The following is a 25,946-nucleotide window of genomic DNA, read 5'->3' on the forward strand; positions in this document are numbered from 1 at the left end:
CCGGTCAGGCGGCCCGGTACTGAAGACGGGCGTCGAACGCGGCGTCGAGGAACAGCGTGGTGATCTGAACGGCCTGCGCGCTCTCCGGGGTGGCGCCCGCCAGCACGGGGAACGCGTGCACACCCCCGCGGTAGAGGTGCAGATCGCACGGCTTGCCGGCGCGGTCGAGCCGCTCGTGCAGCCGCTCGGCGTCGACGCGCAGCATCTCGTCCGTGCAGGCGATCACGAGCGCCGGCGGGAAGGCCGCGGGCTCGATCTCGGTGGCGTCGTCCTGCCCGCGGAAGGCGATCGGGCCGCGGTCGAAGAAGCCACGGAGGCCGGCCAGCTTGCCCGCGGTGAGGTACGCGTCGTCGATGCCGTGCCGCGGGTCGTCCTCGGTGACCGTGGGGGTGAGCAGCGGCGAGAACCCGAAGTACGCCGCCGGGGTGCGCGCGGCGTCGAGGTACGCGAGTTCGACCACCTTGGCCGAGATGTAGCCGCCGGCGGAATCCCCGCCCACGGCCACCCGGCGGTACCGGCCCGAATCCGCGACGGCCCGGTACACGCGGTAGCCGTCGTCGACGGACGTCCCGACGCCGACGGCGGGGAGCTGCCGGTAATCCACGTTGAAGACGGTCACCCCGAGGGCCCTGGCGAGAGCCGCCGCCACCCGGCGGTGCGTGCCCGGGCCGCCGGCCAGGAAGGCGCCGCCGTGGTAGTAGCAGATCGCGACGTCGGTCCGGAGGTCGCCCGCGGTCGGCACCAGGCGCTCCACGGGGACGCCGGCCAGCTCGATCCGCTCCACCTCGACGTCGTTCGGGGACCAGCCGATGAGGTTCGCCAGGCCCTCGCCGAGGGCGAGGGGCGCGAACGACCAGGACCGAACCGGGTACAGCGCGATCAGGGGCTTGAGCAGCAGTCGCGCGCCCGCGATGGCCAGCGCCGACTGGACGCTCACACCGCGGTGTTCGGTGACCGACATCATCGTCTCCTCTCGCCCGGCCGGAGGGGCCGGACAGAACCGGTTCAGACTATGCCGAAGCATCCGATAGATCCAGTGAATCGGACTATCACCGCTCGGCGCGTGGCCGGGTCGCCGGGCCCATCCGGCTGTGGCGCAGGTCACGCGCACCCCGAGGCCGACGGCGACGGCGCGCACGCGGCGGCGTCGGCGTGTCGGAGCGCGGCGTCAGCGCGGGAACCGCGCGAGCTCCGCCTCCACCACCGACGCGACCGCGCGCAGCTCCGCCATCGGTTCGGCGCCGCCGCGGATCACCCGGTCGAGCGCATCACGGTAGGCGGCGGCGCTGCGCGGCGTCCAGAGCAGCGGCGTCTGCGGGTGCCCGACGGTGTTCACCAGGTCGGCGGCCTCGTTGAACAGTCCCGTCGCCAACTGGGTCGCCTGCGGCACCAGCGAGCGCCGGGACGGTACGTGCAGGCCGTAGCGCTGGGCCCAGTCCAGTTGCAGGTCGGTCCGATCGACCCACAGCCAGCGCACGAAGTCCTTGGCGCGGTCGACGTCACCCCGGGCGTTGACCGCGGCGCCGTACGCCCCGAAGGGCACGCTCGTGGCGCCGTTCCTGCCGATCGCGGGGAACGGCCGCACCCCGACGTCATCGCCGAGCGCCGCGCGGATCGCGGGCAGCGCCCACAGACCGGTCCACTGCATCGCCGCCTCCCCGGCGATGAAGACGCTCGGGTCCGGCCAGTCCCGGGCGGCGCCCAGCAGCAGGTCACCCGAGGTGAAGAGGCCGCGCATGGTCCGCAGGCCCGCCGCGACCTCCTCGGCGACGAATCCCGGCCGGCGGTCGGGCGTCAGGTAGTCCCGGCCGGCGGACCACAGCAGAACCCCGCCGAGGACGTCCGCGCCGCCGCTGTTCCCGAGGAACAGCCCCTTGACCGTGCCGCGGTTCAACGCCCGCGCGGCCGAGACCAGCTCGTCGAGGGTACGGGGCGGGACGACACCGGCCTGGGCGAGCAGCGACTTCCGGTACACGAGAAGCTGCATGTCGGTCACCTGCGGGATGCCGTACACCCGGCCGCCCGATGTCATCCGCTCGAGGAGCGCGGGCGTGAAGTCGGAGCGCGCGTCCCCGAGCAGGCCGGTGAGATCGGCGACCTGGCCGGAGGTGATCATGTCGATCGTCGGGCCGTTGGCGAACTCGAAGACGTCCGGGCCGTCGTCGCCGCCGAGGGCGGACGAGACCCGCTCGTCGTAGTCGGCCGGGAAGGAGCTGACGCGCACACCTCCCTTGGGGTAGTCCGCGGCGTAGCGCGCCAGCGCCTCCTGCGCGCCCTGTTCCCCGTACTGGTGGAACCAGACCCGCAGGTCACCGCGGGGCGCGCCGCGACCGGCGTCGCCGCACGCCGCGAGAGCGCCGGCCAGGGCCAGGCCGCCCAGGCCCGTCAGCACCGCGCGGCGGGGCACACCGTAGTCAGACACCGGGTAAGTATCGCAAACCTGCGCACGGCACGCGGACGAGGAACGGGTCCGCTCTCAGAACAGCGCGCCCGCCAGGTCGCGCCGGGCCGCCAGGACCACGGGATCCGCCGGGTCGAACAGTTCGAAGAGCTCCAGCAGCCGGGTGCGCAACGCGGAGCGGTCGTCGCCCGCCGTGACGCGGATCCCGGCGATGAGCCGGTCGAACGCGCCCTTCGGCGATCCCGTGAGGAGCTCCTCGTCGGCGGCGGCGAGCGCGAGTGCGACCCGCTCCTCCCCCGTCGCCCCGGCCGCCGCGTCGGCCCGCGCGATCGCGCCCGGCTCGGCGCCGGTGGCGCGGGCGAAGAAGGCCATCTGCTTGACCGCGGCCGCCGCCTCGGCGTCGCCCGGGTTCGCGTGCAGGATCGCCTCGTAGGCGGCGCGCGCGCCCTCGTAGTCGCCGTCGGCCGCGAGCTGCTCCGCGGCCTCGCGCCGCGGATCGGACGGTGCCTCGCCCGCGCTCGCCGGTCCCCCGCCGAACTCGGGCGGGAGCTGCGCGAGCACGTCGTCCAGCCACTGCCGCGCCGCCGCCTCGGGCTGCGCGCCGGCGAAGGCCGTCACCGCGCGGCCGCCCGCGACGGCGATCACCATCGGCACCGACTGCGCCCCGAAGGCCTGCGCGACGCCCGGCGCACCGTCGACGTCCACGCGGGCCAGGGTCCACCGGCCCGCGTCGTCCGTCGCGAGCTTCTGCAGCACCGCGGACATCGCCTGCGACTGTTCGCTGTACGACGCGGCGAGCAGCACCACGACCAGCTGCTTCGCGGAGCGGTCGATGACCTCGACGGGGAAGCTCTGATCCGTCACGTCGACCACGCCGGGACCGGGGGCGCCGCCCGCCTCCCCCGCGTCGCCCGACGGTGCCGGGCGGGCCTGCTGCGCGGCCTTCGCCTCCGCCCGGGCCTTCAGACCCGAGAGGTCGACAGCCCCCGCCATCGCCGCGGCGGTGCGCAGCGCCCGTTCCTGATCCTGCCTGGATGCGCCTCGAGGTGTAGTCACCCCTCCATCTTGGCACGCCCGATCCGGCGGCCGCCCGCGGCGACCACCCGGCCGCGGATCAGCGGTAGCGCTGCTGATCCGGGTCGAACCGCCACGACGTCGGGCCCGGCTCGGGCATGCCCGCGGCGGCGAGCGCCGCCCGCCGGGGGCGGTACCAACTCGTGAGCGGCACCTCGCCGACGATGTGCACCGCGTCCGGGTACTGGTCGTGCCGGCCCGCGAAGGCGTCGCTGATGTCGTCGGCGGTGAGCTCCGCGCCGGTCCGGACCGTGACCGCGGCGACGACGCGGGGCGCGTCGCCGGCACCGTCGCCCGGCACCTGGTACACGACGGCCTGATCCACCTGCCCGAGCTGTTCGAGCACGTCGGTGATCGGGATGGAGTAGACCGGGCCGCGGTCGGTCACGGCGACGGTGCGGACGTCGTCGACCAGCCAGTAGTCGCCGTCCTCGTCGCGGCGGAACAGGTGGCCCGTCGAGAACCAGGCGTCACCGGGCCGGAACACGCCCCGCAGCAGCACGTCGCGGTGGGTGACATCCGGGTCGGCGCGGCCGATGAGCACGCCCACCTCACCGTCGCCGACCTCCTGCAGGTAGCCGTCGTCGTCCTCGACGAACCGCCCGGAATCGAAGTAGTAGTCGACGAGGGCCACGTCGGCGCTGCCGGGCAGGCGTCGTCCCTTCGCGCCCGGCTTGCCGCCCCGCACCTTCGCGAGCACGATCTCGCCCTCGGTGGACGCGTAGAACTCGATCACCTGCGCGTCGAACGTCTCACCGACCCGCCGCGAGAGCTCCGCCGACATGCCGGAGCCGATGAACGCCCGCACCGGGTGGTACCGCGGGATCTCCAGGCCGGGGGTGTCGAGCACCGCCCGCATGAGGTTCCACGTGTAGCAGACCACGGTGACGCCGTACCGCTGCACCTCGACCATGAACCGGTCGGGATCGAAGTCGCGGGTGAGAGCGATCCGCGAGCCCCCGGCGAGCGCCCCGCCGAGGCTCGTCATGAGGCCCGAGCTGTGGCTGAGCGGCGTGAGGCAGTACACGGTGTCGCTCTGCGAGAGCCGGGCCGCCGACGCGGTGCCGAACGCCGACAGGGCCCACCGGCCGTTGGTGACCCGCTTCGCCCGCAGCCTGCCCCCGACCTCGGAGAACATCACGAAGGCCAGGTCGCGGCCCAGTCCCGCGTCGGGTCGGTACCACCGCGGGATCCGCACGTTGTCCGGGTCGACCTGCTCCAGGTCCACCAGCTCGGCGCCGAGGTCCTGCCGGGAGGCGCCGGGCCGGTCGCGTCGGTCGCCGCCGCCGACCACGAAGACGCGCTCCGCGACGGCGGCCGCGTCCTCCGCGTGCTCGGGGTCCGTGACCATCGCGGTGGCCTCCCCCAGCCGCAGGGCCGCGGCGTAGTCCGTTCCCGGCGGGAGCAGCACCGCGACGGCGCCGAGCCGCGACAGCGCGGCCATCGCGACCAGCGCCGACGGGCGGGTGTGCATGAGCACGCCCACGTGCTCGCCCTGGCGCACGCCGACCTGGATCAGGCCGCTCACCACGCGGTCGATGCGCTCGTTCACCGCGTGCTTGGTGTGCACGCGGTCCTCGTACAGGAAGAGTTCGCCGTGCGGGTCCGACGCCGCCTGCTCGGCGAGCAGCTTCCCGAGGGACACCTGGGTGTGGGCCTGCAGCTGGCCGAGGCGGGCCAGTTTCGGCAGCCCGCGGGTCACCTCGCGGGCGACCGCGGACGCGCCGGCCGCGGCCCCGGAGGCCGCGTCGAGGACGTCGCGCGCGGCCACGAAGCCGACGGTGGCGATGCCGCCGAGGCCCGCGACGAGCGGATTGACGCCGACGTCGGTGCCGTCGTCGGGCTGCATCGCCGCCACGTTGTCGGGCTGCGGGCCGCGGCCCTCCAGCCAGTTGATCCACCGCGTCACCGTCGGGTACGTCACCGCGCCCGCCGAACTGCCGACGACGAGCCCGAAGTGGCCGGCGGACACCTGCGCCTCGTACACCTTCGCCTTCGGCGCGGCCTGCAGGATCCCACGGACGGCGCTGGGCCGGCCGATCTGGTCGGAGAGGCCGACGAAGGCCAGCACGGGGCTCGTGATCGAGGCCAGCGAGACCGCGTCACCGTCGATCGCGAAGCCGCCCGTGAGCATGCGGTTGTGCACGACGAACTGCTTGAGCAGGTCGGCGACCGCGGGCCCGGCGTAGGCGACCCACCCGTCGGCCTCCAGGAACCGGCGCTGGTCCTCGCGCGGGAGCAGCGCATCGCGATCGTGCAGCTGCCGGACGAAGTCGAGCCGCGAGCGGACCGCCTTCACGGGGTTGAGCAGCTCGAAACCGCGCTGCACCATCCAGCTGGGCAGGTAGAAGCGGTTGAAGACGTGATCGGCCACGAACTCGGCGCCCTTGTTGACCAGGGCCGGCGGCGCCCCCAGGGGCAGGCCCGCGGAGATGTCGACCGGGCTGCCGAAGGTCACCAGGCTCGCGATGGAGCGGGACTGCCGGTAGGCGGCCACCTGGTAGCAGAACATGCCGCCCTGCGAGTAGCCGCCGATGTGCACGTCGCGGCCGCGCAGGGCCGTCACCTGGTCGATCGCCCGGGAGATGGCGACCACGTGGTCGGCGAGGTTGCGTTCGAGGCCGCCCTCCTCGCGGTCGGGGGCGCCGAAGTCGATGACCCACGGATCGAGGCCCGCCCGGTGCAGGACCGAGACGGCGCCGTTGTGCTCCGTGACGTCGAAGACGTTCGCGTCGACCATCATGGGCGGCACCAGCAGGATCACCGGCCGGTCGTCCACGGCCGGTGCGGGCGCCCGGTCGGCGAAGTAGCGCCGCAGCCGGTACATCGGCGAGCGCTCCACGACCGTGAACTGCGAGGGCTTCGCCCCGGTCTCGAGGCCGCCCTGGGTGAGCACCTCGAAGCCGTTGCGCGCGGTCGCCGTCAGGCGGTTCACCGACGCCTCGAGCGCCCTCCCGCCGGGAAGTCCACCCAGGATGTCCACCACGTACCCCACCTCTCGTTCGCGCCGGTCAGCGAATCAACGTACCTGCAGGCGGGGCACCACGACGGACTAACCGCCGATCGCGTCGGCCGGCTCGGCCGCCTTCGCCGCGGTCCCGGGCGCGTCGAGCTTGCCGGCGCGCTGGGCCCACACCTCGAACACCACGGAGCACAGCGGCGGCACCGTGGACAGCAGGCCGAGCGCCAGGGTCTTCAGGTCCCACTTCCGCAGCCACGCCACGGCGAGGGTGAGCGCGACGAACAGGACGAAGACCATGCCGTGGGTCATACCGGGGACGCGAACCGCGGTCGCATCGCCGCCGACCCACTTGCCGTACATGCCGATGAGCAGCCACACCCAGGTGAGCGCCTCGACGAAGGCGACGATCTTGAAGGCCGTGACGACCTTGGACGCGAGGGATTCGTTCATGTCTCTTACTTCCCGGGGACGGTGATGATGAGCGCGTCGCCCTGGCCGCCGGCGCCGCACAGGCCGGCGGCACCGGTGCCGCCGCCGCGGCGGGCGAGCTCGAGTGCGAGGTGCAGGACGATGCGGGCGCCGGACGCCCCGAGCGGGTGGCCGATGGCGATCGCGCCACCGTCGACGTTGACCTTGGCGGCGTCGACGCCGAGGTCGGCGGTGGACGCGAGGCCGACGGCCGCGAACGCCTCGTTGATCTCCAGCAGGTCGAGATCGGCCGGGGTGATGCCCTGCTTCTCGCAGGCCTTCTTGATGGCGTTCGACGGCTGGTGCTGCAGCGACGAGTCCGGGCCGGCGACGACGCCGTGCGCGCCGATCTCGGCGAGGTAGTCGAGGCCGAGTTCCTGCGCCTTGCTCCTGCGCATCACGACGACCGCGACCGCTCCGTCGGTGAGCTGCGAGGCGTTGCCGGCGGTGATGCTGCCGTCCTTGGCGAAGGCCGGGCGCAGTTTCGCCAGCGACTCGACGGTGGTGTCGCCGCGGACACCCTCGTCCTCGGTGACGCGGATCGGCTCGCCGCGGCGCTGGGGGATCTCGACCGGCACGACCTCGTCGGCGAACTTGCCGGCCGCCCAGGCCTCGGCGGCCTTGCGGTGCGAGTCGGCGGCGAAGACGTCCTGCTCCTCGCGGGAGTAGGTGACGGTGTCGGTGGTGTTGAGCTGCTCGGTGAGGCCGCCCATCGGCTGGTCGGTGAAGACGTCGTGGAGCCCGTCGTAGGCGGTGTGATCGAGCATCTCGATGCTGCCGTACTTGTGGCCCTCGCGGCTGCCCGTGAGGATGTGCGGCGCCTGCGTCATCGACTCCTGGCCGCCGGCGACGACGACCTCGTACTCGCCGGCGCGGATCAGCTGATCGGCGAGGGCGATGGCGTTGATGCCCGAGAGGCACATCTTGTTGATCGTGAGGGTCGGCACGTCCCACGGCACGCCGCCGGCGATGGCGGCCTGGCGGGCGGGCATCTGCCCGGCGCCGGCGGTGAGGACCTGCCCCATGATGACGTAGTCGATGGTCTGCGGGTCGACGCCGCTCTTCTCGAGGGCGCCGCGGATGGCGACCGCGCCGAGGTCCGTACCCGACTGCGACTTGAGCGCGCCGAGCAGCTTGCCGAAGGGCGTCCGCGCGCCGGCGACGATGACCGTCGGGTCGTGGCTGGCGTCCTGCGGGGATACGGTCGGGGCCACTTCGTTCCTCCTCGTGGGCATGGGTCTTCCGCCTCAAAGCTACATTCGAGGCATGACAGAGAGCCAATCGCGACATTCCGATCACACCGCGCCCGCTGCGCACGCCGTGCCCGCCGCATACCTCCTGGGCATCGACCACGTGGGCGTCGCCGTGTCCGACTTCGACGCGGCCCTCGAGTGGTACGCCCGCGTCCTCGGGATGGTCTGCACGCACGAGGAGATCAACGAGGCGCAGGGCGTCCGGGAGGGGATGCTCTCCCCCGCCTCGCTCGTCGCCGCCGACGGCGCACCGTCGAGCCAGGCGCAGCTGCAGGTGCTGGCCCCGCTGACCCCGGAGTCGACCATCGCGAAGTTCCTGGACCGCAACGGCCCGGGGATGCAGCAGCTGGCCTACCGGGTCACGGACCTCGCGGCGGTCACCGCGCACCTGCGGGAGCAGGGCGTGCGCCTGCTGTACGACGAGCCCCGCGCGGGTACCGCGGGCTCGCGGATCAACTTCCTGCATCCGAAGGACGCGGGCGGCATCCTCGTGGAGCTGGTCGAACCTGCATCCTGACCGCGACCGGCCCATATTTCGGACCTTTTGCGACTGCTGACGCCGCGTGACCGGGCGGCCCACGTACCATTCGGAGCATGGCGAATACGGACAACACCCCGGGCGGCCCGGCGCCCGCACCGTTCGCGGTGGTCCTGCGTGGGTACGACCGGGACCAGGTCACCGAACAGTTCCATCGGTACCAGGCCGAGCTGCGGGTTCTCGCCGCCGACCGCGACGCGGCGTCGGCGCACGCGCGCGAGCTGACGGACCTCCTCGACGAGGCGCAGGACGAGATCGACAACCTGCGCCGCGAGGTGGACCGCCTCAGCGTCCCGCCGACGAGCGCCGAGGGCATGAGCGACCGTATCGCCCGCATGATGCGCCTCGCGTCCGACGAGGCCTCGGAGATCCGGGCCGCGGCGGAGAACGAGTCCGCCGAGGTGCGCTCGCTGGCGCGCCAGGAGGCCGAGGCCACCCGCCGCGAGGCCGACCGCCTGCGCGCGGACATGACGGCACGGCGCGAGGCCATGGAGGCCGAGCACGAGAAGACCATGAAGGCGGCGCACGCCGAGGCGGAGCGCATCAAGGCCGAGGCGAAGGCCGAGATGGAGCGACTGGCGCAGTCCGCGGCGGAGAACCGCGAGCGCGTCCAGAACGACTTCGACATGGCGATGTCGATGCGCCGGGACAAGGCGATCCGCACCATCACCGAGCTCGAGGAGGCCTCGAAGGAGGAGGCGCGCGAGCGGATCGACTCGGCGAACGAGCGGGCCGAGCAGACCCTCAACACGGCGAACGCCACCGCGGAGCAGAAGCTCGAGGACACGAACACCCGCATCGCCACGCAGGTCGCGAACGCCCGTCGCATCACCGAGGACATGCAGTCCCTGCGCGCGTCGATCCTCGACCAGCTGGAGACGGTGCGCCGCCAGCTCTCGCTCGTGCCCGAGGCCCTGGCGACCGGCGACGGCGAAGCACAGGTGGTGGAGAAGCGGATCGATCCCGCGCCGTTCACCGCCGCGCCGGCGCCCAAGGCGGCGCACGTCACCGACGACGCGCCCACCGCGGCGCAACGGGCCCAGGAGGTGCTGGGGTCGGACGACTCGGACGACACCGTCGCCATCAAGACCGCGTCCCCGGACGCCGCGCCGTCGGCGTCCACGCAGGACACCGTCGCGATCAACACCGCCAAGCGGTAATCACCGAGAGCGCCGGCCGGCCTCCCTGGCCCAGCATCCGCGATGCCAGTGGCGCCGTTCGGCGACGCCCCCGCCTTCGGCCGCCGGCCACACCACCACGTGCGCGGTGCCCGCGGCGATCACCTGGTGGCAGCCGGGGCAGCGGTAGTCCTTGACCGCCCCCGTCCCGGTCACCGTCCGCACCTGGAAGGCCTCGTCACCGAGGTCGACGCGCGCGCCGAAACCGCCGGCGCTCAGGGGTCGATGCCCGTCCCGCGCGGCCGCCCGCTCCCGGGAGACGGGCCTGCGGCCCATCAGAAGAGCTTGTAGGACGTGTCCTCGGTACCGCGGAGCACGTCGTAGTCGACGGTGACGCACCGGATGCCGCGGTCCTCCGCGAGGGTCCGGGCCTGCGGCTTGACCTGCTGAGCCGCCAGGATGCCCGTGACGGGAGCGATGAGCGGGTCCCGGTTGAGGAGCTCCAGGTAGCGGGTCAGCTGCTCCACGCCGTCGATCTCCGCGCGGCGCTTGACCTCCACGGCGACGGTGCCGCCGTCCGCGTCCCGGCACAGCAGGTCTACGGGGCCGATGGCCGTCATGTACTCGCGCCGGATCAGCGTGTAGCCCTCCCCGAACGTCTGGGTGTGTTCGGCGAGCAGCTCCTGCAGGTGGGCCTCGACGCCGTCCTTCACCAGGCCCGGGTCGACGCCCAGATCATGGCTGCTGTCGTGCTCGACCGCGCCGATGAGGATGCGGAGCTGTTCCTCCGCCTTGTTGCGCACGATCCACAGCTGATGCCCCTCGGGCACGTCCTTCGCCTCGTCCTCCGGCGGCGTGGTCTCCAGCCAGCAGGGCGGACTCATCCAGTTCAGCGGCTTGTAGGCGCGGTCGTCCGCGTGGATGCTGACGGATCCGTCGGCCTTGACGAGGATCAGGCGCCGGGCCATCGGGAGGTGGGCGGTCAGCCGACCCACGTAGTCGACCTGGCATTCGGCAATCACGACACGCACGGCCACCACCTTACGGCACGGGATCGACGGTGCCGCGGTCCCCGGGGCGCACGCCGGCCCCTCGGGGGCGGGCCGTTCCGTACGCGACGAGGCACCCCGGAGGAGCGAGCACCGTGCCCGGATACGAAGAAGACCCCCGCGCCGGGAGCATTCCTGCTCACCGACCCGAGGGTCTTCTCCTGTATCTAATTTTAGTCCGGCGGTGTCCTACTCTCCCACACCCTCGCGAGTGCAGTACCATCGGCGCTGGAGGGCTTAGCTTCCGGGTTCGGAATGGAGCCGGGCGTTTCCCCTCCGCTATGGCCGCCGTAACACTGCGAAACAACACTCGTGTGCTGTCTCAGACATTGCATAGTGGACGCGAACCAGAACACTGCCTGGTTTCTGTTGTTGTTACACGCTTTCACCTGTGAGCTTGTGCTCGTTTTGGCGAATGTTATGTGTGTGGTAAGCCCTCGACCGATTAGTACCAGTCACCTACACGCATTACTGCGCTTCCAGTTCTGGCCTATCAACCCCATAGTCTGTAGGGGGTCTTACCCACTCAAGGTGGTGAGAAACCTAATCTTGGAACAGGCTTCCCGCTTAGATGCTTTCAGCGGTTATCCCTTCCGAACGTAGCCAACCAGCCGTGCTCCTGGTGGAACAACTGGCACACCAGAGGTTCGTCCGTCCCGGTCCTCTCGTACTAGGGACAGCCTTCCTCAAGTTTCTAACGCGCGCGGCGGATAGAGACCGAACTGTCTCACGACGTTCTAAACCCAGCTCGCGTGCCGCTTTAATGGGCGAACAGCCCAACCCTTGGGACCTACTCCAGCCCCAGGATGCGACGAGCCGACATCGAGGTGCCAAACCATCCCGTCGATATGGACTCTTGGGGAAGATCAGCCTGTTATCCCCGGGGTACCTTTTATCCGTTGAGCGACACCGCTTCCACTTGCCGGTGCCGGATCACTAGTCCCGACTTTCGTCCCTGCTCGACCTGTCAGTCTCACAGTCAAGCTCCCTTGTGCACTTGCACTCAACACCTGATTGCCAACCAGGCTGAGGGAACCTTTGGGCGCCTCCGTTACATTTTGGGAGGCAACCGCCCCAGTTAAACTACCCACCAGGCACTGTCCCTGAACCAGATCATGGTCCGAGGTTGAGGTATCCAATACGATCAGAGTGGTATTTCAACAACGACTCCACGAACACTGGCGTGCCCGCTTCACAGTCTCCCACCTATCCTACACAAACCGAACCGAACACCAATACCAAGCTATAGTGAAGGTCCCGGGGTCTTTTCGTCCTGCCGCGCGTAACGAGCATCTTTACTCGTACTGCAATTTCGCCGAGTCTGTGGTTGAGACAGCAGAGAAGTCGTTACGCCATTCGTGCAGGTCGGAACTTACCCGACAAGGAATTTCGCTACCTTAGGATGGTTATAGTTACCACCGCCGTTTACTGGGGCTTAAATTCTCAGCTTCGCCTTACGGCTAACCGGTCCTCTTAACCTTCCAGCACCGGGCAGGCGTCAGTCCATATACATCGTCTTACGACTTCGCATGGACCTGTGTTTTTAGTAAACAGTCGCTTCTCTCTGGTCTCTGCGACCCCACACAGCTCACGGAGCAAGTCCGGTCACCATGCGAGGTCCCCCTTCTCCCGAAGTTACGGGGGCATTTTGCCGAGTTCCTTAACCACAGTTCTCTCGATCTCCTTGGTATTCTCTACCTGACCACCTGTGTTGGTTTGGGGTACGGGCCACATCAGATCTCGCTAGAGGCTTTTCTCGGCAGCATAGGATCATGGAATTCACCGCAACGGCTACGCATCACCTCTCAGGCTGCATGAGATCCGGATTTGCCTAGATCTCGCCCTACAGGCTTACACCAGTACAACCACTGACTGGCCCCACTACCTTCCTGCGTCACCCCATCGCTTGACTACTACCAGCCGAGGTCCCGTGCATCCACCAGCTCGTCACCCGAAGGTGATCTCGCGGCTTCAGGACGGTTAGTACAACTGATTCATCAGGGGCGATCTGACACGGGTACGGGAATATCAACCCGTTGTCCATCGACTACGCCTGTCGGCCTCGCCTTAGGTCCCGACTCACCCTGGGAGGATTAACCTAGCCCAGGAACCCTTGGTCATCCGGAGGACAAGTTTCTCACTTGTCATTCGCTACTCATGCCTGCATTCTCACTCGCGCAGCCTCCACAACTAGGTCACCCTGCTGCTTCTACGGCTGCACGACGCTCCCCTACCCACCCACAGTCAAAACCGTGAGTGCCGCGGCTTCGGCGGTGTACTTGAGCCCCGCTACATTGTCGGCGCCCAGCCACTAGACCAGTGAGCTATTACGCACTCTTTCAAGGGTGGCTGCTTCTAAGCCAACCTCCTGGTTGTCTTCGCGACCGGACATCCTTTTCCACTTAGTACACGCTTAGGGGCCTTAGCCGGCGATCTGGGCTGTTTCCCTCTCGACTACGAAGCTTATCCCCCGCAGTCTCACTGCCACGCTCTCACTTACCGGCATTCGGAGTTTGGCTGACGTCAGTAACCTGTGAGGGCCCATCGGCCATCCAGTAGCTCTACCTCCGGCAAGAAACACGTGACGCTGCACCTAAATGCATTTCGGGGAGAACCAGCTATCACGGAGTTTGATTGGCCTTTCACCCCTACCCACAGCTCATCCCCTCAGTTTTCAACCTAAGTGGGTTCGGGCCTCCACAACATCTTACTGCTGCTTCACCCTGGCCATGGGTAGATCACTCCGCTTCGGGTCCAGACCCGGCGACTCACACGCCCTATTCGGACTCGCTTTCGCTACGGCTACCCCCATCGGGTTAACCTCGCCACCGAGCACTGACTCGCAGGCTCATTCTTCAAAAGGCACGCCATCACCCCACAACGAGGGCTCTGACGGATTGTAAGCACACGGTTTCAGGTACTATTTCACTCCCCTCCCGGGGTACTTTTCACCTTTCCCTCACGGTACTTGTCCGCTATCGGTCGCAAGGTAGTATTCAGGCTTACCGGGTGGTCCCGGCAGATTCACAGCAAATTCCACGGGCTCGCTGCTACTCGGGAATCCATCACAACAGGCACCACGTTTTCGGTTACAGGACTCTCACCCTCTCCGGCAGACCATTCCAGGCCACTTCACCTAACACGATGCTTTCTTACTGCTGTCCAGCCAGGTAGAACTGGAAAGATGAACCCCACAACACCACACACACAACCCCTACCCGGTATCACATGTGCATGGTTTAGCCTCATCCGCTTTCGCTCGCCACTACTCACGGAATCACTATTGTTTTCTCTTCCTGAGGGTACTGAGATGTTTCACTTCCCCTCGTTCCCTCCACACCGTCTATATATTCAACGGCGGGTAACACCACATGACTGGTGCTGGGTTTCCCCATTCGGAAATCCTCGGATCACAGCTCGGTTGACAGCTCCCCGAGGCATATCGCAGCCTCCCACGTCCTTCATCGGCTCCTTGCGCCAAGGCATCCACCGTGCGCCCTTAGACACTTACAACACACAAAACACACACCAAACCCGAGACAACATCAAGCCATCACAAATTCCGGTGCGCCCTTCATGACATCAAGCGCCAAAAAAACACAACAAAATGCTTACACAGAAACATATAAAATTACAGAAACAAAAACCACGACAACCAGACACAAACGATCCGGCATCATGGTTGATGCTCGCGTCCACTATACAATTCTCAAACAACACACACCACCACACCGCCACCCACCCACAACCAACAGGCCATGGTACGCAGGCGCTGACATCCAGCAGCAAACAGAGAAGACGTGTCCTCTCAGACACCCAACAGTGTGCCGACGAAACCCCACCAACCAACCCGAAGGCCGGCCCAGCAGGCAATAACAATTACCGTGTCAGTGTTCCACCCAATAATATGAGCAACCGCATCAGCCACATTCGAGCCGATCAACGGTACTACATGCTCCTTAGAAAGGAGGTGATCCAGCCGCACCTTCCGGTACGGCTACCTTGTTACGACTTCGTCCCAATCGCCAATCCCACCTTCGACAGCTCCCTCCCACAAGGGGTTAGGCCACCGGCTTCGGGTGTTACCGACTTTCATGACGTGACGGGCGGTGTGTACAAGGCCCGGGAACGTATTCACCGCAGCGTTGCTGATCTGCGATTACTAGCGACTCCGACTTCATGGGGTCGAGTTGCAGACCCCAATCCGAACTGAGACGCGCTTTAAGGGATTCGCTCCACCTCACGGTATCGCAGCCCTCTGTACGCGCCATTGTAGCATGTGTGAAGCCCTGGACATAAGGGGCATGATGACTTGACGTCATCCCCACCTTCCTCCGAGTTGACCCCGGCAGTCTCTCACGAGTCCCCACCATAACGTGCTGGCAACATGAGACAAGGGTTGCGCTCGTTGCGGGACTTAACCCAACATCTCACGACACGAGCTGACGACAGCCATGCACCACCTGTATAGAAGGCACAAGGCAAACCACATCTCTGCGGCGATCCTCTATATGTCAAACCCAGGTAAGGTTCTTCGCGTTGCATCGAATTAATCCACATGCTCCGCCGCTTGTGCGGGCCCCCGTCAATTCCTTTGAGTTTTAGCCTTGCGGCCGTACTCCCCAGGCGGGGTACTTAATGCGTTAGCTACGGCACGGATCCCGTGGAAGGAAACCCACACCTAGTACCCACCGTTTACGGCGTGGACTACCAGGGTATCTAATCCTGTTCGCTACCCACGCTTTCGCTCCTCAGCGTCAGTTACTGCCCAGAGACCCGCCTTCGCCACCGGTGTTCCTCCTGATATCTGCGCATTCCACCGCTACACCAGGAATTCCAGTCTCCCCTACAGTACTCAAGTCTGCCCGTATCGCCTGCAGGCCCGAGGTTAAGCCTCGGGTTTTCACAGACGACGCGACAAACCGCCTACGAGCTCTTTACGCCCAGTAAATCCGGACAACGCTCGCACCCTACGTATTACCGCGGCTGCTGGCACGTAGTTGGCCGGTGCTTCTTCTGTAGGTACCGTCACTTGCGCTTCGTCCCTACTGAAAGAGGTTTACAACCCGAAGGCCGTCATCCCTCACGCGGCGTCGCTGCATCAGGCTTGCGCCCATTGTGCAATATTCCCCACTGCTGCCTCCCGTAGGAGTCTGGGCCGTGTCTCAGTCCCAGTGTGGCCGGTCGCCCTCTCAGGCCGGCTACCCGTCGTCGCCTTGGTAGGCCATTACCCCACCAACAAGCTGATAGGCCGCGGGCCCATCCTGTACCGCAAAAGCTTTCCACCAACCCCCATGCAGGAGAAGGTCATATCCGGTATTAGACCCAGTTTCCCAGGCTTATCCCGAAGTACAGGGCAGGTCACCCACGTGTTACTCACCCGTTCGCCACTCGTGTACCCCCGAAAGGGCCTTACCGTTCGACTTGCATGTGTTAAGCACGCCGCCAGCGTTCGTCCTGAGCCAGGATCAAACTCTCCATAAAAAACACTAGAAACACAAAGTTTCAGCATAATCCAGGAAATCCTGAACAAAACGAAACCACTGACAAAAATCAATGATTCCAGAAATACATCTCGCAAAGAATAAACGAGAAAAGCCACAACACAAACAACCAAAATAATGATTGTCCATGCGTGCCAAAAAATTTTGGCACTGACAATTTCATCGACACACTGTTGAGTTCTCAAAGAACACGCCAAACGCGGCCGACCACTCGTGTTCGGAGTGATCCGCGCCTTCGCAGGCAGTTCATGCTACTCGATCGCGCTTCCCGAGTCAACTTGACCCTGGTAACCCGCTCGGAGCAACCGTTCTAGCTTAGCAGAGCGGATTTCCGTGTGCAACTCGCTCTCGCGGCTGCCATCCGGAGCGCTTCAAGCGGCTCAACCTCACGACGAAACCCTCTCGAATGCGTGATGCGCTCGAAAGTAGTGGTCTTTCGCGGGGCTGGCTGCTCGGAGCAACCGTTCTAGCTTAGCAGGTCGGAATTTCGTTCGCAACTCGCTCTCGCGGCTGCGATCCGGGCTTCCGAACCGCTCACCACATGGAGGAACCACACGATCGTGCAGTGCACGATCGAGGAGAGGTCTCTCTTCCGTGGCGGTCAGCGCGACGATCCTCGCGGATCATCCCGGTTTCCGAACTTCCGGCGGCGCGTCGAGATCCAGATTCATTGGACTGCTGTGGGCCTTGCCGGGCGGCGCCTGGGCGCTGCTGACTCGATATAAGTTACACACGTCGAACTCGGAACACAAATCGGCAGGTGGTCCCACCGATCGGGCGCTGACGAAACCGATCGCACGGCCCGGGCGCGGCCCGAACGGGGCGCTCCTAGGAGACGCGCTCGATCCGCCCGCCGAGGGCCGTCACGTTCCCGACGAAGTTCGGGTATCCGCGGTCGATGTGGAACACGTCGTGCACCTCGGTCACCCCGTCGGCGCACAGCCCGGCGAGAACCAGACCGACGCCGGCCCGGATGTCCGTCGACCAGACCGCTGCACTCGAGAGCTGCTCCACTCCCCTGATCACCGCGTGATGACCGTCGGTCCGCGCGTCCGCGCCGAGCCGCACCATCTCCTCGACGAAGCGGAATCGCGCCTCGAAGACGTTCTCGGTGATCATCGACGTCCCGTCGGCGACGCACGCCATGCCGATCGCCATCGGCTGCAGGTCGGTGGGGAACCCGGGGAAGGGCAGGGTCGCGACGTTGACGGCGTGCGGCCGCTCCGGCGACGCGATGCGGAATCCGTCCGCGCGTTCGGTCACCGTCGCCCCCGCATCCTGCAGCTTCTGGAGCACGACCCCGAGGGTCTCGGGGGCGACGCCGTTGACGGTGATGTCGCCGCGCGTCATCACCGCGGCGAAGCCCCACGTGGCCGCGACGATGCGATCACCGATCACCCGGTGCTCCGTGGGGTGCAACTTCTCCACGCCGCGCACCATGAGCGTGTCGGTGCCGATCCCCTCGATGTCGGCACCCATCTGCACCAGCATCGAGCACAGGTCGACGATCTCCGGCTCGCGCGCGACATTGCTGATCACCGTGAGCCCCGAGGCCAGGACGGCCGCCATGAGGATGTTCTCAGTGGCGCCCACCGAGGGGAACTCCAGCGTGATCTCCGCACCTTGCAGCGAATCCGCTTGAGCCACAACGCAACCGTGCTCGATGGAGCTGGTCGCGCCGAGGGCGCGCAGGCCCGACTGGTGCATGTCGAGCGGGCGCGAACCGATCGCATCGCCGCCCGGGAGCGCCACCACCGCGCGGTGCTCGCGGGCCATCAGCGGGCCCAGCACACACACGGAAGCGCGGAACTGCTTGACCGCGTCGAAGTCCGCGCGGTGGTTCAGCACCGCGGGTGTGGTGATCCGGGCCGTGTCGCCCTCGAGCTCGACCTCCGCGCCCAACCCGCGCAGCACGTCCGCCATGAGCGGCACGTCGAGGATCTCCGGGCAGTTGGTCAGTACCGACGTGCCCTCGGCGAGCAATGTCGCCGCCATCAGCTTGAGCACACTGTTCTTCGCGCCGCCCACGGTGACCTCGCCGGTCAGCCGGGCTCCGCCGTGCACCAGAAACTTCTCTCCCACACCGTTCAGCCTATGGCACGTCGCCCGGGGCTGTGACAGCCTGTGACCATGGCTGTCCACCTCACCCGCATCTACACCCGCACCGGCGACGACGGCACCACCGGCCTGGGCGACTTCACCCGGGTCACGAAGTCCGACGCACGGCTGCGGGCCTACGCGGACTGCGACGAGGCGAACGCGGCCCTCGGGTTGGCAGTCACCGTCGGCGCCCCGGAGCCCGCACTCCGCGCCGTGCTGCTCCGGCTGCAGAACGAGCTCTTCGACGTGGGCGCGGATCTCTCGAACCCGATCGTCCCGGATCCCGAGTACCCGCCCCTGCGTGTGACCCCGGAGTACATCGAGCGACTCGAGGCGTGGTGCGACGAGTACAACGCGGACCTGCCGAAGCTCGATTCCTTCGTCCTGCCGGGCGGCACCCCCCTCGCGGCGTACCTGCACCTCGCGCGCACCGTCGTGCGGCGGGCCGAGCGGGCGGCGTGGGACGCGGTGCGCGAGCACGGGGACACGGTGTCGGTGCTGCCGGCGAAGTACCTCAACCGGCTTTCGGACCTGCTGTTCATCCTGTCCCGGGTCGCGAATCCCGGGGGCGACGTGCTGTGGAAGCCGGGCGGCGATCGCTGACCCGCGTGCCGCGGACGGCGACCGGCCGCGGGGTCACGGACGCTGGCGGCGCGGGCTCGGGCGCGACTCGAGCCAGGACTGGAACGCCGTGAGGCCGTCCCGCGCGAAGGCGAGCTCCGTCTCCCCGCCCGGGGTCACCGCGTGCACGATGACCATGTCGGGGTCGATGACGTCGAGCTCGGTGCCGTGCGGCGCGCGACGGCCGACGATCTCGGTCCCGTTGCGCGGCAGCGTCCAGCTGGGGCCGAGCCGCACGCTGGAGAGCCGGTAGTACTTCAGCTCGTGGTCGTCGTACCGGAGCGTGCCGTGGCGCCAGCCCTGCTCCTCCTGGGCCGGGAGGTACCGGAGGATGATCGGCACGCCGGCGACGCGGAGGCTGTAGAGACGCAGGGCGACGACCGCGCCGACGGCGAGCAGCACCAGGACGGCGACCACCGCGACGAAGACCACACCGCCCATCACGCGCTCCTCACTGCTCCGTGCCCGGATAGCAGGAAAGCCGGTGGCCCGTCTTGACCGGGCCACCGGCTTTCACGCTGCTGCTTCTATGTTACTTGCCCGCGAGGAACTCGATCGCGCGCAGCTGTCCCTGCGCGGTCGCCTGCTCGTCGGACCCCTCCGCCGCCGCCTCGAGGGCGCGCCGGACCTCGGCCTCCTCCAGCGTGGAGGCCCATTCGGCCCCGTCCGCCAGCACGGTGACCTTCTCGCCGGTCACCGAGAGGAAGCCGCCGCGGATGGCCGCGGCCAGTCGCTCGCCGCCCACCGTGTCGATGGCGACAGCGCCACCGGTGGTGAGCTGGCCGAACAGCGGCTCGTGATGAGCCAGGACACCCAGCTCACCCTCCGTGGTCTGGGCGATGACGAAGGTCGCCTCGCCCGACCACAGCCGCTCCTCGACGGAGACGACCTCTACCTGAAACGCCGTGTCAGCCACTTGAAGGTCACTTCCCGGCGATCTTCTGCGCGGCGGCCTCGACGTCGTCGAGACCACCACAGCTGTTGAACGCCTGCTCGGGCAGGTGGTCGAACTCACCCTTGCACACGCGGTCGAAGGCCTCGATGGTGTCCGCCAGCGGAACGACCGAGCCCTTCTCGCCCGTGAACTTCTCGGCGACGATGAAGTTCTGGCCGAGGAACTTCTGGAGACGGCGAGCGCGCTGCACCGTGACCTTGTCCTCCTCGGAGAGCTCGTCCATACCGAGGATGGCGATGATGTCCTGCAGCTCTTTGTACTTCTGCAGGATGCGCTTGACCTCGTTGGCGACGCGGAAGTGCTCGTCGCCGACGATCGACGCCTCGAGGATGCGCGAGGTCGACGTCAGCGGATCCACGGCGGGGTAGATACCCAGCTGCGAGATCGGACGCGAGAGCTCGGTGGTCGCATCGAGGTGCGCGAAGGTGGTGGCCGGCGCCGGGTCGGTGTAGTCGTCCGCGGGCACGTAGATGGCCTGCAGCGAGGTGATCGACCGGCCCTTGGTCGAGGTGATGCGCTCCTGGAGCTCACCCATCTCGTCGGCCAGGGTGGGCTGGTAACCCACGGCCGAGGGCATACGGCCCAGCAGGGTCGAGACCTCGGAGCCCGCCTGCGTGAAGCGGAAGATGTTGTCGATGAACAGCAGCACGTCCTGGTGCTGCACGTCGCGGAAGTACTCGGCCATGGTGAGGGCCGAGAGGGCGACGCGCATACGCGTCCCCGGCGGCTCGTCCATCTGGCCGAACACCAACGCGGTGTCCTGGAGAACGCCCATCTCCTCCATCTCGAGGTGGAGGTCGGTGCCCTCACGGGTACGCTCGCCGACGCCCGCGAACACCGAGGTGCCCGAGAACTCGCGCGCGATACGGGTGATCATCTCCTGGATCAGAACGGTCTTGCCGACGCCGGCGCCGCCGAACAGGCCGATCTTGCCGCCCTTGACGTACGGGGTCAGGAGGTCGATGACCTTGATGCCCGTCTCCAGGATCTCGGTCTTGCCCTCGAGCTGATCGAAGGCCGGGGGCTTGCGGTGGATGCCCCACTGCTCGCCGTCGCGGCCGAGCCCGGGGGTGTCCAGGCAGTCGCCCAGGGCGTTGAAGACGTGGCCCTTGACGACGTCGCCGACGGGCACGCGGATCGGGAAGCCCGAGTCGGTGACGTCGGTGCCGCGGACCAGGCCGTCGGTGGGCTGCATCGAGATGGCGCGCACCAGGTTGTCGCCCAGGTGCTGCGCGACCTCGAGGGTCAGCGTCTTGGCCACGGACGGGAGGGTGATCTCCGCGTGCAGGGCGTTGAACAGGTCGGGGACGGCGCCGCGCGGGAACTCGATGTCGACGACCGGGCCGATGACCCGCGTCACGCGACCGGTGGCCGCAGCGGTGCCCGCCGACGCGGGCTGGGTTGCTGTAGTCATGTGTCTGCTTTCCGGTTTCTAGTTCGCGAGGGCGCCGGCGCCACCGACGATTTCGCTGATTTCCTGGGTGATCTGCGCCTGGCGGAGCTGGTTGGCCTCGCGGGAGAGCGAGACGGCCAGCTCGTTGGCGTTGTCGGTGGCCGCCTTCATGGCCGTACGACGGGCGGCGTTCTCCGACGCCGCCGAGTCGAGCAGGGCCGCGAAGACGCGGGTGGCGATGTACCGCGGCAGCAGCGAGGACAGCAGGCTGTCGGCGCTGGGCTCGAAGGTGAAGTTCCGGGCCACGGCCTCGTCCTCACCCGTCGCGTCGCTCTCCTCGACCACCAGCGGGGCCATGCGGCGCACCTCGGGGTTCTGCGAGAGCATCGACACGAAACGGGTGTACACGATGTGCAGCTCGTCCACGCCGTGCGTCTCCACACCGTCGATCGTGACGTACTCCTGCGAGCCGGTCTCGAAGAGCTTCACCAGGGTCTCGGTCGCGGCGGTGGCGTCCGAGTGGTGCGGCTGCTGCGAGAACCCGGTCCACGCGCCCGCGACGTCCTGCCCGCGGAACCGGAAGTAGTCCAGCCCCTTCTGGCCCATGACGTAGAGGACGGGCTCCTTGCCCTCGTCCTTGAGCAGCTGGATCAGCTCGCGCGTCTCCCGCAGCACGTTGGAGTTGTAGCCGCCGCACATGCCGCGGTCCGACGACACGACGAGGATCGCCGCGCGCTTCGGGTTCGCCCGCTCGGTGAGGAGCGGGTGATCGAGCGAGCCCGACTTGCTGGCCAGCTCCGAGAGCACCGAGGTCATCTCCTCGGCGTAGGGCTTGGCGGCCGCGACTCGGGCCTGCGCCTTGGTGATCCGCGAGGTCGCGATCAGTTCCTGCGCCTTGGTGATCTTCTTGGTCGAGTTGACCGACCGGATCCGCGAGCGCAGCTCTCGGATACTAGCCATTGCGCTTGACCTTGATCGTCTCGTGCTCGACGTCCTCGGCGGGGAGGGCGCCGGCCTCGGCCTCGTTCACCACGCGCGAGCCGTCCGAGGCGAGGAAGCTCTGCTTGAAGCGGTTGGTCTCGGCGACGAGGATCTCCGCCTGGTCCTTCTCGAGCACCTTGCCGCCCGCGATGGACTCGTAGACGCCGGCCGCGGCGTGGTGCAGGTGGCTCAGCAGCTCACCGTCGAACCGGCGCACGTCCTCGACGGGCACCGAATCGTAGTGGCCCTCGCCGCAGAGGTAGATCGAGACGATCTCGTCCTCGACCGACGACGGGCTGTACTGGTCCTGCTTGAGCAGCTCGACCCAGCGGGCGCCACGCGCCAGCTGCGCCTTCGAGGCGTCGTCGAGGTCCGAGGCGAAGGCCGAGAAGGCCTCCAGCTCGCGGAACTGGGCGAGCTCGAGACGCAGCGAGCCCGAGACCTTCTTGAGGCCCTTGGTCTGCGCGGCGCCACCGACGCGGGACACCGAGGTACCGACGTTGATCGCGGGGCGGACGCCCTTGTTGAACAGGTCGGACTCGAGGAAGACCTGGCCGTCGGTGATCGAGATAACGTTGGTCGGGATGAACGCCGAGACGTCGTTGGCCTTGGTCTCGATGATCGGCAGCGCGGTCATCGAGCCGCCGCCGAGGGCGTCGGACAGCTTGGCCGAGCGCTCCAGCAGGCGGGAGTGCAGGTAGAAGACGTCGCCGGGGTACGCCTCGCGGCCCGGCGGGCGGCGCAGCAGCAGCGAGATGGCGCGGTACGCCTCGGCCTGCTTGGACAGGTCGTCGAAGACGATGAGGACGTGCTTGCCCTGGTACATCCAGTGCTGGCCGATCGCCGAGCCGGTGTACGGGGCGAGCCACTTGAAGCCGGCCGAATCGGACGCGGGGGCCGCGACGATGGTCGTGTACTCCATGGCGCCGGCCTCGTCGAGCGCGGCCTTCACGCCGGCGATCGTCGAGCCCTTCTGGCCGATGGCGACGTAGATGCAGCGGACCTGCTTGGTCGGATCGCCCGACTCCCAGTTCGACTTCTGGTTCAGGATGGTGTCGACGCAGACGGCGGTCTTGCCGGTCTTGCGGTCACCGATGACCAGCTGGCGCTGGCCGCGGCCGATGGCGGTCATGGCGTCGATCGCCTTGATGCCGGTGGCGAGGGACTCCTCGACCGGCTGGCGCTCGAGCACGGTGGCGGCCTGCAGCTCGAGGACGCGCTGCTCCTCGGCCTCGATGTCGCCCAGGCCGTCGATCGGCTGGCCGAGCGGGTTGACCACGCGGCCCAGGAACTTGTCGCCCACGGGCACGGACAGCACGTCGCCGGTGCGGCGGACCTGCTGGCCCTCCTCGAGCGACTCGTAGTTACCGAGGATGACGGCGCCGATCTCGTCCTCGTCGAGGTTCAGGGCCACGCCGAGCACCCCGCCGGGGAACTCGAGCAGCTCATTCGCCATCGCGCCGGGGAGCCCGGTCACGTGGGCGATGCCGTCGGCGGTGTCGGAGACGGTGCCGATCTCCTCGCGGGAGGCGTCGGCCTCGAACGTCGAGACGTACTGCTCGATCGCGCCCTTGACGTCGTCGGTTGAGATCGTCAACTCAGCCATGAGTACTCGTTTCCCTCTTTTGTGTTCTGGGTGGAAGTTTGTGTGTGTTAGCGGGGCAGCTGGTCGGCGGCCTTGTCGAGGCGCGACGCGATGTCGGCCTCGATGACCTCGTTGCCCACCGTGATGCGCAGGCCGCCCAGGAGCTCGGCGACGACCTCGGTCTGCACCGCGATCTTGCGCTGGTAGATGCGGGCCAGCAGATCCGCCGTGCGGGTCCGCTGGGCGTCGGTCAGGGCGACCGCCGACTCGACGACGGCGACGGACTCGCCGCGCCGGGCCGCAGCCAGGTCGGCGATCGACGCGACGGCGGCGTCCACGCGGCCGACGCGCACGAGGCGCACCGTCTGGCGCAGCAGAGCCGCGGTGAACTCGTTCACCTTGCCACCGAAGACCTTGTCCAGCAGCGCGATGCGGGTCGCGGCCGGGACGCGGGTGTCGGACAGGGCCGCGGTCAGCTCCGGCTCGCCCTCGAGGATGCGTCCCGCGCGGAACAGCTCGTCCTCGGTCTCGTCCAGCGAACCCGCGCGCTCGGCGCCGAGCAGCACGGCCACGCGGGCCTGGCGCTCGACGGCGGTCACGAAGTCGGCGGGGGCCGACCACTTCGCCGCCGCGGCGTCCTGCACGAAGGCGTTGGCCTCGGCGCTGATCTTGCCGCCGAAGAGGTTCTCGACCAGCGTCCGCTTGGCCTCGGGGGCCTCGGCCGACTCGGCGAGGTGCTTGCGCAGCACCGGCTGCTCGCCCAGCACGTTGACCACGTCGGCGAGGTCGTCGGCGACCCGGGCCAGCGCGGGCTGGTCGAGGCCGGCGGTGCGCTGGTCGAAGCCGGCGGCCAGGGACCGCACGGCGTCGCGGCTCGCGGCGCGCAGCGACCGGGTGCCGATGCGATCGGCCTCGCTGACGCGCACGTCGTCGGCGCCCTCGGTCATCGACTCGAGCTCGTCGAGCGCGCGGTCCACGGACGTGACCTGATTGGCGGGGTCGCTGAGGTGGTCGCGGACGAGGCGCCCGGCCACGTCGACCGCCTCGGCGCCCAACCCGGCGCGCAGGCCGCGCACCAGGTTGCTGCGGTTGAGCGCGATCTGGCCCTGGCCGTGCTCGCCGATCCGGGCGACCTCGCGCTCGGTCTGCGCGCGCAGCTCCTCGCGGATCGCGTCGGCGTCGCCACGGGCCTCGTCGCGGATCTGGCTGCCCTCGCGGGCGGCGTCGGAGCGTGCCCGCTCCCCCGCCTGTCCCGCCTGCGCCAGCTTCTCCTGCGCGATGCGCGACTCCTCGAGCTGCGCCCGGACGGTGTCCTGACGCTCCTTCATGAGTCGCTTCACCGGCGGGACGACGAACTTCCACAGGACGAAGAGGATGACCGCGAAGGCGATCAGGTTGCCGATAAAGACACCCATTTAGTTCTTCACCACCTTGTCGCTCGAGAGTGCATCCAGCTTCGCCTTGAGGGCCGGGTCCTGCGTGACGTCGAAGCCGAGCACGCGGCTCGCCAACGACGCCGAGAGCGGAGCGAGATCGGCGCGCGCCGCCGCGGCCGCGGACTCGCCCGCGGCGCGCAGCTGCTCGGTCTTCTCCCGCGTGATCGCGTCCGCCTCGGCCGCAGCCCGCTGCTTCTGCTCCTCCATCGAGACGCGGCCGGTGGCGCGCGCCTCGTCGCGGATGCTGCCGGCCTCACCGCGTGCGGAAGCGATTCCGGCGCGGTACTCCGACTCGGCGTCCTCGAACCCCTTGGCCGCGGCGCGACCGTCGTTGGCGGTCTGGTGGATCATCTTTTCGCGATCGTCCAGGACCTTCTGGATGGAAGGTGCCACGAAGAACCAGATCACTCCGAGCACGATCAAGAAGATGATCAGGCACGAGAGGAAGGTTCCCGCGGTGGGGAGGAGGAAGTTACCCTCAGCGAGCTGCATGACGTCAGTTCCCGTT

19 protein-coding genes and 3 rRNA genes are annotated in these 25,946 nt (G+C 67.8%); 3 read left to right on the forward strand and 19 right to left on the reverse strand.

Annotation, left to right across the window (positions count from 1 at the left end):
* Nucleotides 1-4 precede the first annotated feature (4 nt).
* From ELY19_RS01000 to ELY19_RS01025, 6 genes are all read right to left on the reverse strand, one after another.
* The gene (locus ELY19_RS01000; protein WP_164711480.1) at nucleotides 5-961 is read right to left on the reverse strand and encodes an alpha/beta hydrolase; all 957 of its coding nucleotides are present in this window, start codon (nucleotides 959-961) and stop codon (nucleotides 5-7) included.
* Between the two features lie 207 nt (nucleotides 962-1,168).
* Complete coding sequence (locus ELY19_RS01005) at nucleotides 1,169-2,422, reverse strand: ABC transporter substrate-binding protein (RefSeq protein ID WP_227967103.1); 1,254 nt, start codon at nucleotides 2,420-2,422, stop codon at nucleotides 1,169-1,171.
* A gap of 54 nt (nucleotides 2,423-2,476) precedes the next feature.
* Nucleotides 2,477-3,457: a tetratricopeptide repeat protein gene (locus tag ELY19_RS01010; RefSeq protein WP_322745657.1), complete on the reverse strand. Its 981-nt coding sequence runs from the start codon at nucleotides 3,455-3,457 to the stop codon at nucleotides 2,477-2,479.
* Between the two features lie 58 nt (nucleotides 3,458-3,515).
* On the reverse strand, nucleotides 3,516-6,461 hold the full coding sequence (locus tag ELY19_RS01015; protein ID WP_126194541.1) for an alpha/beta fold hydrolase: 2,946 nt from the start codon (nucleotides 6,459-6,461) through the stop codon (nucleotides 3,516-3,518).
* A 66-nt stretch (nucleotides 6,462-6,527) separates the two neighbouring features.
* On the reverse strand, nucleotides 6,528-6,887 hold the full coding sequence (locus tag ELY19_RS01020; RefSeq protein WP_126194542.1) for a DUF3817 domain-containing protein: 360 nt from the start codon (nucleotides 6,885-6,887) through the stop codon (nucleotides 6,528-6,530).
* 5 nt (nucleotides 6,888-6,892) lie between these two features.
* Nucleotides 6,893-8,119 (reverse strand): acetyl-CoA C-acetyltransferase, encoded by a 1,227-nt coding sequence (locus tag ELY19_RS01025; protein ID WP_227967104.1) that lies wholly within the window; start codon nucleotides 8,117-8,119, stop codon nucleotides 6,893-6,895.
* 52 nt (nucleotides 8,120-8,171) lie between these two features.
* Between ELY19_RS01025 and mce the strand changes: the two genes are divergently transcribed.
* Together mce and ELY19_RS01035 are read left to right on the forward strand one after the other, a co-directional pair.
* Nucleotides 8,172-8,675: a methylmalonyl-CoA epimerase gene (gene mce, locus ELY19_RS01030; RefSeq protein WP_126194544.1), complete on the forward strand. Its 504-nt coding sequence runs from the start codon at nucleotides 8,172-8,174 to the stop codon at nucleotides 8,673-8,675.
* Between the two features lie 77 nt (nucleotides 8,676-8,752).
* Nucleotides 8,753-9,856, forward strand: a complete 1,104-nt coding sequence (locus ELY19_RS01035) for a coiled-coil domain-containing protein (RefSeq protein WP_126194545.1) — start codon at nucleotides 8,753-8,755, stop codon at nucleotides 9,854-9,856.
* Here the strand turns inward: ELY19_RS01035 and ELY19_RS01040 are convergent, their stop codons facing one another.
* The 6 genes from ELY19_RS01040 to murA all read right to left on the reverse strand — a co-directional run bounded on the left by ELY19_RS01040 (nucleotide 9,857) and on the right by murA (nucleotide 18,449).
* Nucleotides 9,857-10,150 carry an Rv1322 family protein gene (locus ELY19_RS01040; protein ID WP_197715960.1) on the reverse strand — a complete coding sequence of 98 codons (294 nt, stop codon included), beginning with the start codon at nucleotides 10,148-10,150 and terminating at the stop codon, nucleotides 9,857-9,859.
* Complete coding sequence (gene nucS, locus ELY19_RS01045) at nucleotides 10,150-10,845, reverse strand: endonuclease NucS (protein ID WP_126194546.1); 696 nt, start codon at nucleotides 10,843-10,845, stop codon at nucleotides 10,150-10,152. Before nucS ends, ELY19_RS01040 begins: the two co-directional genes overlap by 1 nt.
* A 194-nt stretch (nucleotides 10,846-11,039) precedes the next feature.
* Nucleotides 11,040-11,156 (reverse strand): 5S ribosomal RNA (rrf, locus tag ELY19_RS01050).
* Nucleotides 11,157-11,288: 132 nt separating this feature from the next.
* Nucleotides 11,289-14,376, reverse strand: a 23S ribosomal RNA gene (locus tag ELY19_RS01055).
* A gap of 450 nt (nucleotides 14,377-14,826) precedes the next feature.
* A 16S ribosomal RNA gene (locus ELY19_RS01060) occupies nucleotides 14,827-16,347 on the reverse strand.
* Together the 16S, 23S and 5S rRNA genes form the textbook arrangement of a ribosomal RNA operon.
* An 848-nt stretch (nucleotides 16,348-17,195) precedes the next feature.
* A complete protein-coding gene (gene murA / locus ELY19_RS01065; RefSeq protein ID WP_126194547.1) occupies nucleotides 17,196-18,449 on the reverse strand; it encodes a UDP-N-acetylglucosamine 1-carboxyvinyltransferase in 1,254 nt (417 codons plus the stop codon).
* A 48-nt stretch (nucleotides 18,450-18,497) separates the two neighbouring features.
* Here murA and ELY19_RS01070 point away from each other — a divergent pair, with 48 nt between their 5' ends.
* On the forward strand, nucleotides 18,498-19,070 hold the full coding sequence (locus ELY19_RS01070; protein WP_126194548.1) for a cob(I)yrinic acid a,c-diamide adenosyltransferase: 573 nt from the start codon (nucleotides 18,498-18,500) through the stop codon (nucleotides 19,068-19,070).
* A gap of 33 nt (nucleotides 19,071-19,103) precedes the next feature.
* Here the strand turns inward: ELY19_RS01070 and ELY19_RS01075 are convergent, their stop codons facing one another.
* The 7 genes from ELY19_RS01075 to ELY19_RS01105 all read right to left on the reverse strand — a co-directional run bounded on the left by ELY19_RS01075 (nucleotide 19,104) and on the right by ELY19_RS01105 (nucleotide 25,930).
* Nucleotides 19,104-19,529 carry a DUF2550 domain-containing protein gene (locus ELY19_RS01075; protein ID WP_126194549.1) on the reverse strand — a complete coding sequence of 142 codons (426 nt, stop codon included), beginning with the start codon at nucleotides 19,527-19,529 and terminating at the stop codon, nucleotides 19,104-19,106.
* 91 nt (nucleotides 19,530-19,620) lie between these two features.
* Entirely contained in the window at nucleotides 19,621-20,004 is a 384-nt protein-coding gene (locus tag ELY19_RS01080; protein WP_126194550.1) for a F0F1 ATP synthase subunit epsilon, read from the reverse strand.
* Between the two features lie 7 nt (nucleotides 20,005-20,011).
* Nucleotides 20,012-21,457 (reverse strand): F0F1 ATP synthase subunit beta, encoded by a 1,446-nt coding sequence (gene atpD, locus ELY19_RS01085; RefSeq protein WP_126194551.1) that lies wholly within the window; start codon nucleotides 21,455-21,457, stop codon nucleotides 20,012-20,014.
* Nucleotides 21,458-21,475: 18 nt separating this feature from the next.
* Nucleotides 21,476-22,396: a F0F1 ATP synthase subunit gamma gene (locus ELY19_RS01090; RefSeq protein WP_126194552.1), complete on the reverse strand. Its 921-nt coding sequence runs from the start codon at nucleotides 22,394-22,396 to the stop codon at nucleotides 21,476-21,478.
* Complete coding sequence (atpA, locus tag ELY19_RS01095) at nucleotides 22,389-24,023, reverse strand: F0F1 ATP synthase subunit alpha (protein WP_126194553.1); 1,635 nt, start codon at nucleotides 24,021-24,023, stop codon at nucleotides 22,389-22,391. Before atpA ends, ELY19_RS01090 begins: the two co-directional genes overlap by 8 nt.
* Before the next feature lie 47 nt (nucleotides 24,024-24,070).
* The gene (locus ELY19_RS01100; protein WP_126194554.1) at nucleotides 24,071-25,417 is read right to left on the reverse strand and encodes a F0F1 ATP synthase subunit B/delta; all 1,347 of its coding nucleotides are present in this window, start codon (nucleotides 25,415-25,417) and stop codon (nucleotides 24,071-24,073) included.
* Complete coding sequence (locus tag ELY19_RS01105) at nucleotides 25,418-25,930, reverse strand: F0F1 ATP synthase subunit B (RefSeq protein WP_126194555.1); 513 nt, start codon at nucleotides 25,928-25,930, stop codon at nucleotides 25,418-25,420.
* Nucleotides 25,931-25,946 lie beyond the last annotated feature (16 nt).

The organism is Tsukamurella paurometabola (assembly GCF_900631615.1).
Taxonomy (GTDB): domain Bacteria; phylum Actinomycetota; class Actinomycetes; order Mycobacteriales; family Mycobacteriaceae; genus Tsukamurella; species Tsukamurella paurometabola_A.